This window comes from Phaeovulum sp. W22_SRMD_FR3 (assembly GCF_052113705.1).
In the GTDB taxonomy this organism is placed as follows: domain Bacteria; phylum Pseudomonadota; class Alphaproteobacteria; order Rhodobacterales; family Rhodobacteraceae; genus JBGQOG01.
The window spans coordinates 78,044-91,249 of the sequence record NZ_JBGQOG010000008.1; the positions used below are offsets into that span (position 1 = coordinate 78,044).

Here is a 13,206-nt window from a genome sequence, read left to right on the forward strand (position 1 = left end):
CTTTACAGAAGGTTCAGTTTGGTGCTGCGCGACACCACCGCCACCGCCACAAGGATGATCACACCCTTCACGATGGACTGAATGTAAGTGTCCATGCCCATCAGATTGAGGCCGTTGTTGATGACCCCGATGAAGAGCGCACCGTAAAAAGTGCCCAGAACAGTTGCCGTGCCCGGGCGCAACATGGTCATGCCGATGAAGACCGTCGCGAGGCCGTCCAGCAGATAGCGCTCGCCCGCATTGGGTTGGCCCGAGCCAAGACGGGCGGAAAGAAGCGTGCCCGCCACCACCGCGAACAGGGCGCAGACGATGAGGGCTGCGGCACGGTAGCGGCGCACTTTCACGCCCGAGAGTTCCGCCGCTTTCTGATTGCCGCCGACGGCGTAGATGTAGCGGCCAAAGATCGTGCGCTCCATCACGAACCAGGCCAGCGCGACAGCGCTGAGCATAAAAAAGGCCAGCACCGGCACCCCCATCACGCGGCCCTGCCCCAGCCACAGAAAGCTGTCGGGCAGACCGCCATAGATGGCGCGGCCGCCGGTGAGCAGGAAATTGACGCCAAAGAGGATCGAGCCCGTGGCCAGCGTCGCAATCAGCGAGGGGATGCCGACCAGCGTCACCAGAAAGGCGTTGAGCGCGCCCACCAGAAAGCCCGCCGCGAGGCCTGCCAGCAAGGCCACCGGCAATGACCATCCGGCGACCAGCATCAGCGGCACGAGCACACCCGCCAGCCCGACGGTAAAGCCGACTGACAGATCCATTTCACGGGCGGCAAAGCCAAAGGTCAGGCCCGCGCCGACGATCGTCAGCATGGAGATCTGTTGCGCGATGTTCAGCAGGTTTTGCGGCGTCAGAAACCGGTCCACCATCACCGAAAACACCACGAACATCAGCGCCAGCACGACCAATGTGCTGTAGCGTTGCAGGTAATCCTTGGGGATGACGCCCAAAACCGTGTCGCGGCGGTCGGCGGCGCTGGAATGTGTCAGATCGCTCATGCTGCGGTTCCTGAAATGGCGGCGATAAAGGTGCTCTCGGAAAAGTCGCTTTGTGCAATTTCCGGGCCGGATCGCTGATTGGTGAACGGGATGACGCGATGCGCCACGGAGTCGATTTCCAAGAGGTCGGAGGAGGCGATGATGATGCCGACGCCCGAAGCGGCGAGGCGGCGCATCTCGGCATAGATTTCGGCCTTCGCGCCAATATCCACACCCTCGGTCGGCTCGATGAAGATCATCACGCGGTAGCGGTTGTCGGCGCCATAGAGCCATTTTCCGATGGAGATCTTTTGCTTGTTGCCACCCGATAGGGTTTTCAGCAGCTGGCCCGAACCATGCGCCTTGACGTTGAGCAAGTTCATCACCCGGCGGCTCTCGGCCTCTTCACGGCGCAGCGACAGGACGCCTGCGCCAACCGCGGCATGTTGCGGATGCACCATGGCAAGATTTTCGCGCAGCGTCCATTCGCCGATCAGCGCGTATTCCATGCGGTGATCGGGCACCAAAGCGATGCCAGCTGCCTGCATCTGCGCCACCGTACCGGGCTTCAGCGGACTGCCCGCGACAGTGAGGCTGCCGCAACGCGCGCCCGCCGGATTGTGCAGGGACCGGGCAAAGCCCACATGGCCCGCGCCGGTCAGCCCGATCAGGCCGACAATTTCGCCCGCATGCAGCCGGAATTGCGGCACTTTTACATGCGCCACCTGCCAATCCGACAGCTCCAGCACCACCGTGCCCCGGCTCCCGGTATCAGCGGCGCCGCGCAGATTGGCGCCGCCGGTGCGGCGCAGCATCAGATCGACCAGATCATGTTCCGACAGCTCTGAGGCCAGGGCGGTGCGCACATGGCACCCGTCGCGCAAAACGGTGATGCGATCCGACAGCGCCTTGATTTCAGACAGGAAGTGACTGATCAACACCACCCCCACCCCCTGCTGCGGCAGGCTGCGGATGATGCCCCAAAGCTGCTCTTTCTCCCGCGCGGGCAGGGTTGCCGTCGGCTCATCCAGAATGACCAGCCGCGCGGCCCCGCGCAGGGCACGCACAATCTCGATCACCTTGCGGTCGGCCATCGGCAAATCGCCCACCGGGCGGTGCAGATCAATCTGCACCTGCGGGAACCAGCGCGCGAGCAGGGCCTGCGCCTCTGCGTTCAGCGCGGATTTGCGGATGACCGCGCCCAGACGCCGTGGCTCTGCCCCCAGCAGGATATTCTCGGCGCCGGTCAGGCCCTGCACCAGACTGCCCTCTTGGCTGACATGGGCAATGCCCTGCATCAAGGCATCATGCGGCGAGGTCAGACGCCGTGCGCGGCCGTCAATCCTCACCTGCCCCGAGGAGGGCACGAGGCTGCCGCCCAGCACATTGACCAGCGTCGATTTGCCGGCGCCGTTCTCGCCGATCAGCCCATGCACCTCGTCCGTGCGAAAGCTTGCGCTCACCCCGTCCAGCGCGCGGGTGCCGGGGAATTGCATGGTGATGTCGGAAAGCACGATTTCCATGCGCCCTCCCTCCCCTGTTGAAAAGCCGGTGTCGGGGCAGGCCAATGCCTGCCCCAAGGGTTGGATCACATGAAGTCTTTGCAGTTCTTCTTGGTGACCAGCGGCGCGTCCATATAAACGGTTTTGGCTGGCAGGACGTCATCGGCTGCCTGCTTGTCGATGACGATCTCCTGGATCCATTCCCCGACCTGTGCGCCCATCTTCTCGAAGGGCTGGCTGACGGTGGCGATCATCTGGCTGTCCGGCTTGCAGACTTCGGCGATGGCCTGCGGGTGCCCGTCAATGCCGATGACCTTGACGTCCTTCAGGCCATTGGCGTTCAGCACATTGACGGCCGCTTGCGCCGGTTCATCCCAGGGCGCCCAGACGGCGTTGATTTCGTTGCCAAAGCGGGCAACGTAATCTTCCATCGTCTTGTTGGTGTCTTCAAAGAAGGCAGTGTAGTCGATGTTGTGCTCGGCCAGCACCTTCACATCGGGGTATTCCTTCAGCACCGTCGCCATCACATCGCCGCGTTTGCGGGTGCCGTGGTGCTCTGCCATGCGCAGGAAGATGATGTTGCCGGTGCCCCCCAGCTGGTCGAGCAGATAGACCGACACGTCCGAGGACATCGCCCAGTTGTTGGTGGTGACGTCGACCAGCACGCCATCGGTATAGCCCGAATCCACAGCAAAGACCGGGATATTGGCGGCCTTGGCGGCATCCAGCGCGGCACGGCTGGCGCGCAGATCGGCCATGGTGATCACGATCGCATCGACGCCGCGGCTGGCCGCGTCCTGAATGTTGGAGGCCGTGGCTTCGCCCGAACCGCCGCTGTCGAGCAGGCTGACGTTCCAGTCCGTCTTGCCCGTCTCTGCCAGCCAGGCGTCAAAGCCTGCCTTGACGCGCTGCTCAGACTGCGCCGCCGCATTGGCGTGAACCCACGCGAGGTCAAAGGCTTGTGCGGCGCCCGACATCAGTGCCAACGCCGAGCAAGCCGCTACTATTCCGGCAAACCGGTTTTTCATCTGCTAATTCCTCCCTGAGCCAGTTATCTGGCGATATCCCGTGTCGGCCTCTCCCGACGCATAAGTGATGCGACGATGAATTACATTTGTCAATGGTGGTGACATTTGTAATAGTGACCCCAGAACAAGGAGCCGAACAGATGCGACCACAGGCCGGAGAAACACAGGAAGATCAAATTCTTATGGCCCGCGCGGCGTGGCTTTATTACGTCGGCGGGCTCAACCAGGAGGCGACCGCCAAGCGTTTGGGCATCACCCGGGCGCGGGTGAACAAGCTGCTGTCAGATGCGCGGGACAGCGGATTGGTGTCGATCACCATCAATCCGGCCAATGTCGGATTGCTCCCGGTGGAAGAAGCGATTCGCGAGCGCTATGGCCTTGATTTCTGCATCTGCACCCCGGCGCTTGGCCAAGACTCCGGGGGCGCCGAAAGCGATGCCATCCTGGCGCCCTTTGCCTTCCGCGCGGTCGGGGCCGCCGCCGCGGCACATTTGCGCCGCCATCTGTCGGAAACGCCGCGCGCCATTGTCGGGACGGGCTGGGGGCGTACCCTTGAGCAGATGACACTGCAGCTGGCCGGGATCAGCGCGCCGCAGGCCAAGTTCATCAGCCTGATGGGGTCGCTGCAATCAAACCTGGCCTATAACCCGTTCGAGGTGGTGCATGCTTTTGCCCGCGCCACCGGCGCCGAGGGGTTTTTCCTCCCCGTGCCCTTCATCGCCGACACGCTGGCCGCGCGCGACATTCTTCTCTCGCAGCAATCGGTGCAGCAGGCTCTGGCGCTCGCCAATGCAACGACCGTGGCCTATATTTCGATCGGGGAATTGCGCGATGGTTCGTTGCTGCGCTCGCAAGGCATGATCAGTGCCAGCGACCTGGCGGAACTGCGGGCTCTCGGGGCGGTCGGGGACACCAACGGGTTGTTTTTTGACCGTCAGGGCGTCGCGGTTGACCATCCGCTGAACCAACGCACCATCGCCTTGGGATTCGAGGATCTGCGGCGCACCTGCACGGTGGCGCTGGTGGCGGGCCGCTCGAAACTGGAGGCCGCCAAGGGCTTTTTGGCCAGTGGCGTTGCCCGTGGTCTGATCATTGATGGCGACACGGCGATTGAGCTGTCGCAGACGCCCTGAGCAATCCGCCGCCCCGCGCCGGAGGCCAGGTGGCGCGGGACAGGCCTCCTGTTGCGATGCCCCTGCGCCGTCGCAAGAACGGCGCAACTGGAAGGCGTGGCGACCGCTGCCGCCACGCGTTTGCGCGATCCCTTACAGGGTGATGGCGCTGCAAAGATATTTCATCTCAAGATATTCATCGATCCCGTGATGTGATCCTTCACGGCCGAGCCCCGATTGCTTCACGCCCCCGAAAGGCGCCACCTCGTTGGAAATCAGCCCGGTGTTATGGCCGACAATGCCATATTCCAGCCCCTCCGAAACCCGCACCATCCGGCTGTGATCCTTGGTGAAGAAATAGGCGGCCAGACCGAAGATCGTGTCATTGGCCATTTGCAGCGCCTCTTCTTCCGTCTCAAAGCGGAAGATCGGGGCCAGAGGGCCAAAGGTTTCCTCCTGCGCGACATCCATCGCGGTGGTGACCCCGGTCACCACCGCGGGCGCGAAGAACAGCCCGCCCAGACGCGTGCCGCCGGTGACCAGCTCGGCCCCTTTCGACAGCGCATCGGCAATGTGCTGCTCGACCTTGGCAATCGCCTTTTCCTCGATCATCGGGCCGATCATCACATCCGCCTCGGTGCCGTTCCCGACTTTCAGCGCCGCGACCCGCTCTTTCAGGCGGGCGACAACCGCGTCATGAATGCCGCTTTGCACCAGGATCCGGTTGGCGCAAACGCAGGTCTGCCCCGCATTGCGGAATTTCGAGGCCATCACCCCGTCCACCACCGTTTCAAGATCCGCATCGTCAAAGATGATCAGCGGCGCATTGCCGCCAAGCTCGAGCGACAGCTTCTTGATGGTGGGGGCGCATTGCGCCATCAACAGGCGGCCCACTTCGGTCGAGCCGGTGAACGAGAGTTTGCGCACCACCGGGCTGTCGGTCAGCACCTTGCCGATCTGCGTGGCACTGCCGGTGACGATTTGCAGCACGCCTGCGGGCAGCCCCGCACGCTCGGCCAGCACCCCGAGCGCCAGCGCGGTCAGCGGTGTCAGATCCGCCGGGCGCACGATCATCGAGCAGCCCGCCGCCAGCGCCGGGGCCGCCTTGCGGGTGATCATTGCCGCCGGAAAGTTCCAGGGCGTGATCGCCGCCGTCACCCCAACCGGTTGTTTCAACACGGTGATCCGCTTGTCGGCCTGCGGGGCGGGGATCGTCTCGCCGTAAATCCGCTTGGCCTCCTCGGCGAACCATTCGACGAATGAGGCAGCATAGCGGATTTCGCCGCGCGCCTCGGCCAAGGGTTTGCCCTGTTCCGAGGTCATGATCAGCGCCAGATCCTCGACATTCTCCAGCATCAGGTCGAACCAGCGGCGCAGAACCGCCGCGCGCGCCATCGCAGGCTCTGCCGCCCAGCGTTTTTGCGCCCGTGTCGACACCTCGATGCTCTGCGCCACTTCCTCTGACGACAACCGCGGCACGGTGCCGATGGTGGCGCCGGTGGCCGGGTTGGTCACCGCCAGCGTGTCGCCCGAGGCGGCAGGAACCCAGGCGCCGTCGATCAGACAGGTATCTTTCAAAAGGGACATGTCAGAGAGCTGAAGCATTGCGAAATTCCACATTCATGCGTTGACTTGTTCAACAGGTTGAACGATTGATTGTTATATTGAACGCTAGCCGCTGGGGTGCAGCTCTGTCAACCTTTGTGCGGCATGCCCAGCAGCGGAGCCCCTGATGACCGATCCCGACGCCGCGCCCGATATGACCCGCCTTGCGGCCGCAGATGCTGACGCTATGCGCCTCGTGCCCGCGGTGGCGCGGGCGGTGATGATCCTCAACCATCTGGCAAATGGGCCGAAAAGTGCGACGCTGGCGGAGATCGCCCGCGCGCTCGGCCTGCCGAAAAGCTCGGCGCATGGTTTGTGCCAGACGCTCTGCGCGCTGAAAGTGCTGCGCGAAGAGCGCGGGCAATTTGCCATCGGCAGCGCGGTTCTGCCCTGGGCGGGGGCGGTGATCGGCCGCGAAGATCTGTCGGGCACGTTCCGGATGCTGCTTGAGGAAGTCCCTGCTCTGGCCCCCTTCACGGTGACCCTGTCGGTGCTCGACAGCGGCGGATCGGTGCTCTACCTCGCCTGCCGGAATGCGGATGTGCCGCTGGGGATCACCTTTCGCATCGGCATGCGGTTGCCTTGGGTTTTTACCGCGACCGGCAAGGCGATTGCCGCGCGGATGCCTGCGGCGGAACTGGCGCCGATGCTGCGCGCCGCCTGGCCCGCCGCCCTGACCCCCAACAGTGTGGCCAATGCGGCGGCGCTGCAGGGCCAGCTGCCCGGGATCCGCGACCGCGGCTATTCGATTGACCGCGAGGAGGTGCGCGAAGGAATGGTCTGCCTTGGCGCCGCCATTCTGGGGCCGGACGGGCGCCCGGTTGCGGGCGCGGCGCTGTCGATGACCGCGACCGAGGCCCGGCCCGAGACGATCGCCCATGCGGGCGCGGCAATCGGCGCTTTCGCGCATAAATTCTCTGCAATGTCAGGGCTTTTCGTCGGGCTGTAACAAGGGGCAGCAAAGGCATGTCGCACCGCCGCCCTTCAATGCCTTGCCCGTGGTGCCGACGGCCCGGGCCCGGATGACGCTGGGTCGGAACAGGCCCGATGCGGGCCCCCAAACACTCGAAATGACACAGATCGCGCGCGCCAGACCGGGGCGCGCGCGATTGTTTTTCAGCGCGTTTTCTGCGCGCCGCGCCGCGATTGTGCGGAGATGGACGGACAATCCTGTGCTGACCACGCAATCGAGTTGAATCCCGATCCCATCGGTGAAACACAGGGGATGACGCGAATGTCTGTGTGACGGGCCGTATTTTCAGATGAAATGCCCGCCTTTCACCGGCAAAGCCGCCGTTGACCGAAACTGAGCATCAACTCCGGGGGCTGCGATGCAGCACAATGACCATCGACAAACGCCGCTGTTTCGCCGGTCCCGCGCTTTGGTGATCAGCCGCAAGCAATGGCGCGCACGATTGGTTTTCTGGATTGGGGCGGTGCTGGTCGGGCTGACCAGCACGTTTTTTGCACGGGCCTCGGATTATGCCCATGAACTCTTCGCCCGGTTTTCAAATGGCGGCACAACGCCCTGGCTGCTGATCATCTTGCCGCTGGCGATGATTGCCTCCAGCTGGGTCGCGGGGCGGTATTTCCCCGGTTCGCAGGGCAGCGGCATTCCGCAGGCGATTGCCGCGCGCCACCTCGAGGGCGCTGATCGCAACATCTATCTGACGCTGAAACTGGCGGTGGGCAAGGTCTTGCTGACCCTGTGGGGGCTGGCCTTTGGCGCCTCGATCGGGCGCGAAGGGCCGACGGTGCAGGTGGGGGCCGCGATCATGCTGGCCGCGGCACGCATCGGCAAGATGCCCTATGCGCGCGGTCTGATCCTGGCGGGCTCTGCCGCGGGGATTGCGGCGGCTTTCAACACGCCGCTGGCCGGGATTGTTTTTGCGATCGAGGAAATGGGGCGCAGCTATCAGGCGCGCACCAATGGGCTGGTGCTGTCGACGGTGGTGCTGGCAGGGGTCTCGGCGCTCGCGATTTCGGGCAGCTACACCTATTACGGCATCGCCATGGCCGAGTCTGATTTCCCGGCGGATGCCGGGATCGTGCTGGCCTGCGGCCTCTGTGGCGGATTGCTGGGGGCCGGTTTCTCAACGGCGGTACTGCGCACGACCCGCGCGCTGCGGCGCTGGCGTCCGGCGCGGCCGATCCTGAAAATCGTTGCCATTGCGGGCGGTGCGGGCTTTCTGGTCGCCGCCGTCGGCCTGCTGAGCGACGGATCGACCTTTGGCACCAGCTACGCGGAAGCGCGGGGCGCGGTTGAGGGCGACGGACTGCCTCTGTGGTTCTTTGGGGCAAAATTTGTGGCAACGCTTGCCTCGACCCTGTCGGGAATTCCCGGCGGCCTCTTTGCCCCTTCGCTTGCGGTGGGGGCCGGGCTTGGCAGCACGCTTGGCATCCTGCTCGGCACCTCGGTCAGTTTTGCCGCCGTTCTCGGCATGGCGGGCTATTTTGCCGGTGTGGTGCAGGCGCCGATGACCGCCTTTGTCATCGTGATGGAAATGACCGGCACCCAACGCCATGTGATCCCGGTGATGGCCGCCGCCATGCTGGGCTACGGCATCTCGCGGCTTTTGGCGCCAGAACCGCTCTATCACGGTCTCTCGCGGCTCTGGCTGGCCGATGCGCTGCGCGCGCGCCGCGCACAGGATGCCAAATCCAGCGAGGCGGGCTGAGGCCCACCCGCCCGCTGTCAGCGGAACTTGCGCCGCGCGTCCAGCGCAAGGCCGGTGCCGACGCTGCCCAAGAGATCGCCGGTGACCCGCGGCACGCCCGGCAGCACCTCGGCCACCCCCGCATGCAGCACCGGCAGTGAGCTGGAGCCGCCGGTCAGAAAGACGGTGCCGATCTGGTCGGCCTGCAGCCCCACCGCTGCCAGAAGGCCGCGAATGGTCTGCCCGATCCGCGCCATCGGCATGTCCACCGCCGCCTCAAAGACCTCGCGCCGCACATCGGCATCCGGGCCCCCGGTCAGCGGTGCCAGCCGGATCCGCGCCTCTGCCTCGGCCGAGAGGGCGATTTTCGCCTTTTCAGTGGCCAGCGCCAGCGAATGCCCGGCGCGGGTATGGATCACCCGGATCATCCGATCCAGCAGATCCTTGCGCGCCGCCAGCGCCCGCAGCGCCTTCAGATCATTCTCAACCCGCTGGGTATAGAGCGTGTTGATCCGGTGCCATGTCGCCAGGTCGTTGAAGTAATGCCGCGGCATCAGCCCGTTGCCCTGCGCCATGCCCGAATTCAGGCCCAGATGCGGCATCACCTGTGACAGGCTGAGCAGCCGGTCAAAATCGGTGCCACCGACGCGGATGCCGTCATTGGCCAGAATATCGGCCTGCCGGTCGGCCTGCTGCGCCCGCTCGGGCGAGACGCGGACGATGGAAAAATCCGAGGTGCCGCCGCCGATATCGACGATCAGCACCAGCTCTTCCGCCGTCAGGCTTTGCTCATAATGCAGCGCCGCGGCGATCGGCTCGTATTGAAAATCGATGTTGCGAAAGCCCTGCGCGCGGGCGATCTCTTCCAGCACATCCTGTGCGGCGCGGTCGCCTGCGGCGTCATCATCGACGAAATGCACCGGACGGCCCAGCACCACCGTCTCCGCCGGGGCATCGGCCTGCGCGTCCAGCCGGGCCTTCAGATGGCCGAAAAACGCACCAATGATCTCGGTGAAGGCCAGATTGCGCTTGCCGACCCGCGTACGCTCCTGAATGAGCGAGGAGCCGAGCGTGCTTTTCAGCCCGCGCATCAGCCGCCCGTCAAAGCCTTCGACATAGGCCGCAATCGCGGTGCGGCCAAAGAGCGGCGCGCCGCCGTCCTCCTCCCAGAACACCGCCGAGGGCAGGGTTTCATGCGACCCTTCCAGCGGCAGGAGCATGGCACCCCCGGCATCCGCCCGGGCAATCGTTGAGTTCGACGTGCCGAAATCGATTCCGTAATAGGCGGCGGACATGGGGGTTCCTTCAACGGCGAGAGGCCGGGGGGATACTGCCCGGCCTCTCGGTTGTAAAGCGGGATCGGGCAGGATCAGGCGCGGCTTTCCTGCCGGTTGTGGCGGATCGAAGACACCAGCGACAGGCCGATCAGCCCGGCCCCCAGAAGGCCGGTGACGACTTCGGGAATGTGCCACAGCACCTGCCCGAACATGATGAAGGACAGGATCAGGATCGACCAGAAAGCGCCATGCTCAAGATAGCGGAACTCCGACAGCGTCTTGCGTTCGACCAGCATCACCGTCATCGCACGCACATACATCGCGCCGATGCCAAGGCCGATAGCGATCAGAAACAGGTTCTGCGTCAGCGCGAACGCCCCGATCACCCCGTCAAAGCTGAACGAGGCATCCAGCACCTCAAGGTAGAGAAACGCCCCCAGACCGCCGCGCGCCACCATCTGCGTCGCATTGCCGGAATCCAGCAGATGTCCCAACAGTTCGACCATCAGGAAGGTCAGCAGACCAAAGACCGCCGAGAGGAGAAAGGTGGCCCGCGCAGCACCCGGCAAGGCCAGCGCCACCGAGGCCGTGACGCCCAGCACCAGCGCAATTTCCAGACCCCGGACGCTGGCGCAGCTGCGCATCCGGCATTCCAGCATCTTGAACCAGTCCACATCCTTGCCGTCATCGACAAAGTAGCTGAGCCCCACCATCATCAGGAATGCGCCGCCAAAGGCCGCGATGGACAGATGTGCCTCGCCGATGATCCGGGCGTAATCCGCCGGATGCAGCGCGGCCAGCCGCACCGCCTCGATCGGGCCCAGCTTGGCCGCCACCACCACGATCAGCAGCGGAAACACGATCCGCATGCCAAACACCGCGATCAGGATGCCCCAGGTCAGGAACCGCTTCTGCCAGATCGGCGTCATGTCTTTGAGTTTGTTGGCATTCACGATGGCATTGTCAAAGCTGAGCGAGATTTCGAGCACCGCCAGCACCGCGCCCACCATCAGAAAGGAAAAGCCGCCCCCCCAGCTGTCCGTCAACTGAATGCCCAGCCAGAACGCCAGCACGAGGCCCAGAAAGGTGACGATCAGCGGCCAGCGGAAATAGCGGAAGGCAGGCGTCATGATCATCTCCGGGGGGGGTCGCAGGCGACCCGTGGCTCAGGTTGCGGGGTGTCAGGCTTCAGGGCATTGGCGCAGTCTGCATTGCGAGATAGGCACTCGCCCCCGCAGCGACAAGCGGCGGCGCGTCATTGCGCGCCGCAATTGTGGCACGGTTGCCATACCGTGCCAGATCCGCCCGTCAGGATTTACCTCGACGGGCCGGGCGGGCTTGCGTGGCGGCGGCCTGCCTGCCCTACGGTTGCCGCCCCGGGATCGCCATGCGCCATAAAGGCAAACTCGCCGGAATCCCGGTTCGAGATCAGCGGGAGCACATAATCCGGGATCTCGGGACTGTCGGCGGCAAACAGGCCACAGCGGCGCAGATTGCTGACCATCCGCGTGCGCGGCGGCGTGCGCTCCATATAGACCCGCACGCAGCAGGGCGCATGTTCGCGGTTGGCCGAAACGCCGATCTTCACCCCATGCAGCGCCGTCCAGCGGTAGGAGTAATCCGGGAAAAGCACCGTTTGCGTGATCTCGATCCCGGCGCTGTATTCATAATCGTTCATGAAGATCCGGTCGCCGGTCAGGAGCACCATCCCCTGATAGCGGTAATGCCGCTGGCAGGGCTGATCATGCGGCCCCATCCGCTCCAGCCGGCGGTAGAACATATGCTCGCCCTCGGCCTCAAACGCGACGAGGGAGCGCAGCACCGTACCAGGCTGTGCCATCGAATAGTAATATTCAAAAAAGGTGCCCGAGAGCTGACGGGCGCGCGGGTCAGCATGTTGCATGATCCGGTCGAAATGGCTGCGCAACTGCCGCGAGAGCGTGTCACCCGACAGCCCGCCGCTGTCCAGCTGCCGCGGCCGCAGGATGCGCGCGAAATCCTCGGCGGGCAAAATGATCTCATGCGGCTCAACGCCGAAATAGTCGCAGATCCGCTGCATCAAGGCAGGCCGCGGTGCCGATGCACCCGAGAGATAGCGGTTCAGCTGCGACCGGTTGATCCCCAGATCGCGGCCGACGGTGGAAATCGACGGGCGATAGCTGCACAAAAGCCGCAAATTCTGGGAGAAATCCGTCATCGGGGTCAGGCCTGTCGCGCTTCGGCGCGGTTTCCGCGCAAGATCGCACCAAATTGGCCTCAGGAACGGAATTGTCAAGCGGCGGGCCTGCCGGATAGGCAGGAAGGAACCAAGGGGGGAACCATGTCCGGCACGTCTGAACGCAAATCCATCGGCATCATCGCGGGGTCCGGCCCGGAAGCGGGCGTGGACCTGTGGTCCAAAGTCATCCGCGCCAATCAGGCGGCCTTTGGCCCGGCCTATCGCGGCGATCTCGACGCGCCGCGGGTGGTGGTGGTGTCCGAGCCGCGGCTTGGCCTGTCGATGGACCTTGCCGCGCATGAAGAGGCGGTCTGGGAAACCTTGCGGACCACGATCCTTGCCCTCGCGCCGCAGGTGGATTGCTACGCCATCGCCTGCAACACGCTGAACTGGTACGCGCCGCGCATCGAAGCGCTGGGGCTGGCGGCCGAGTTCGTCTCGTTCCCCAAGGTGATCCGTGCGGCGCTGCGCGCGCGCGGGCTGACCCGGGTGGCGCTGCTGGGGGCGGCGCCGGTGCAATCGCTGGGGCCTTGGTCGGTCTACCGCGACCTGACCGCCGATTTCACCGTGGAAACCCCCGCCGGGACCGGCCCTGTCCACAGCCTGATCGAAGACATCAAACGTCTGGGATCCGAGGCCACCGAATTGCGCCCGCGTCTGGCGCATATTTTGTCAGAATTGCAGGAGCCTACCGTATTGCTCGCCTGTACAGAACTGCCGCTGATTGCCACTATGGCAACCGACAAACAGCTTTTGGATGTCACCGATCTGGTGGCCGAGGCGCTGGTGAACCGGGCCTTGCCCCAAGACATGCAGAAACAGGATTAAGA

The 13,206-nt window shown here is 64.3% G+C and carries 11 protein-coding genes; 4 read left to right on the forward strand and 7 right to left on the reverse strand.

All coding sequences use genetic code 11. The annotated features are described in order from the left end of the window. Positions 1-2 precede the first annotated feature (2 nt). The 3 genes from ACEN2S_RS12300 to ACEN2S_RS12310 all read right to left on the reverse strand — a co-directional run bounded on the left by ACEN2S_RS12300 (position 3) and on the right by ACEN2S_RS12310 (position 3,507). Positions 3-998, reverse strand: a complete 996-nt coding sequence (locus tag ACEN2S_RS12300; RefSeq protein WP_441866449.1) for an ABC transporter permease — start codon at positions 996-998, stop codon at positions 3-5. Beyond that, on the reverse strand, positions 995-2,500 hold the full coding sequence (locus ACEN2S_RS12305; protein ID WP_441866450.1) for a sugar ABC transporter ATP-binding protein: 1,506 nt from the start codon (positions 2,498-2,500) through the stop codon (positions 995-997). The genes ACEN2S_RS12300 and ACEN2S_RS12305 overlap by 4 nt, the downstream gene beginning before the upstream one ends. A 65-nt stretch (positions 2,501-2,565) precedes the next feature. Then, the gene (locus ACEN2S_RS12310) at positions 2,566-3,507 is read right to left on the reverse strand and encodes a sugar ABC transporter substrate-binding protein (RefSeq protein ID WP_441866451.1); all 942 of its coding nucleotides are present in this window, start codon (positions 3,505-3,507) and stop codon (positions 2,566-2,568) included. 182 nt (positions 3,508-3,689) lie between these two features. On the opposite strand from ACEN2S_RS12310, the gene ACEN2S_RS12315 reads away from it, so the two are divergent. Next, the gene (locus tag ACEN2S_RS12315) at positions 3,690-4,640 is read left to right on the forward strand and encodes a sugar-binding transcriptional regulator (protein WP_441866452.1); all 951 of its coding nucleotides are present in this window, start codon (positions 3,690-3,692) and stop codon (positions 4,638-4,640) included. 132 nt (positions 4,641-4,772) lie between these two features. On the opposite strand, the gene ACEN2S_RS12320 is transcribed toward ACEN2S_RS12315, so the two are convergent. Further along, positions 4,773-6,224 carry an NAD-dependent succinate-semialdehyde dehydrogenase gene (locus tag ACEN2S_RS12320; protein WP_441866453.1) on the reverse strand — a complete coding sequence of 484 codons (1,452 nt, stop codon included), beginning with the start codon at positions 6,222-6,224 and terminating at the stop codon, positions 4,773-4,775. Between the two features lie 127 nt (positions 6,225-6,351). Here ACEN2S_RS12320 and ACEN2S_RS12325 point away from each other — a divergent pair, with 127 nt between their 5' ends. Then, the gene (locus ACEN2S_RS12325; protein ID WP_441866454.1) at positions 6,352-7,173 is read left to right on the forward strand and encodes an IclR family transcriptional regulator; all 822 of its coding nucleotides are present in this window, start codon (positions 6,352-6,354) and stop codon (positions 7,171-7,173) included. A 382-nt stretch (positions 7,174-7,555) separates the two neighbouring features. Beyond that, positions 7,556-8,902, forward strand: coding sequence for a chloride channel protein (locus ACEN2S_RS12330; protein WP_441866455.1), 1,347 nt, complete (start codon positions 7,556-7,558; stop codon positions 8,900-8,902). A 17-nt stretch (positions 8,903-8,919) separates the two neighbouring features. Here ACEN2S_RS12330 and ACEN2S_RS12335 read toward each other — a convergent pair whose 3' ends face one another. From ACEN2S_RS12335 to ACEN2S_RS12345, 3 genes are all read right to left on the reverse strand, one after another. Continuing rightward, on the reverse strand, positions 8,920-10,176 hold the full coding sequence (locus ACEN2S_RS12335; RefSeq protein ID WP_441866456.1) for an Hsp70 family protein: 1,257 nt from the start codon (positions 10,174-10,176) through the stop codon (positions 8,920-8,922). 74 nt (positions 10,177-10,250) lie between these two features. Beyond that, positions 10,251-11,288, reverse strand: coding sequence for a DUF475 domain-containing protein (locus ACEN2S_RS12340; protein WP_441866457.1), 1,038 nt, complete (start codon positions 11,286-11,288; stop codon positions 10,251-10,253). A gap of 185 nt (positions 11,289-11,473) precedes the next feature. Next, positions 11,474-12,355: a helix-turn-helix domain-containing protein gene (locus tag ACEN2S_RS12345; protein ID WP_441866458.1), complete on the reverse strand. Its 882-nt coding sequence runs from the start codon at positions 12,353-12,355 to the stop codon at positions 11,474-11,476. A 123-nt stretch (positions 12,356-12,478) separates the two neighbouring features. Between ACEN2S_RS12345 and ACEN2S_RS12350 the strand changes: the two genes are divergently transcribed. Beyond that, positions 12,479-13,204 (forward strand): aspartate/glutamate racemase family protein, encoded by a 726-nt coding sequence (locus tag ACEN2S_RS12350; protein ID WP_441866459.1) that lies wholly within the window; start codon positions 12,479-12,481, stop codon positions 13,202-13,204. The last annotated feature ends 2 nt before the right edge of the window (positions 13,205-13,206 follow it).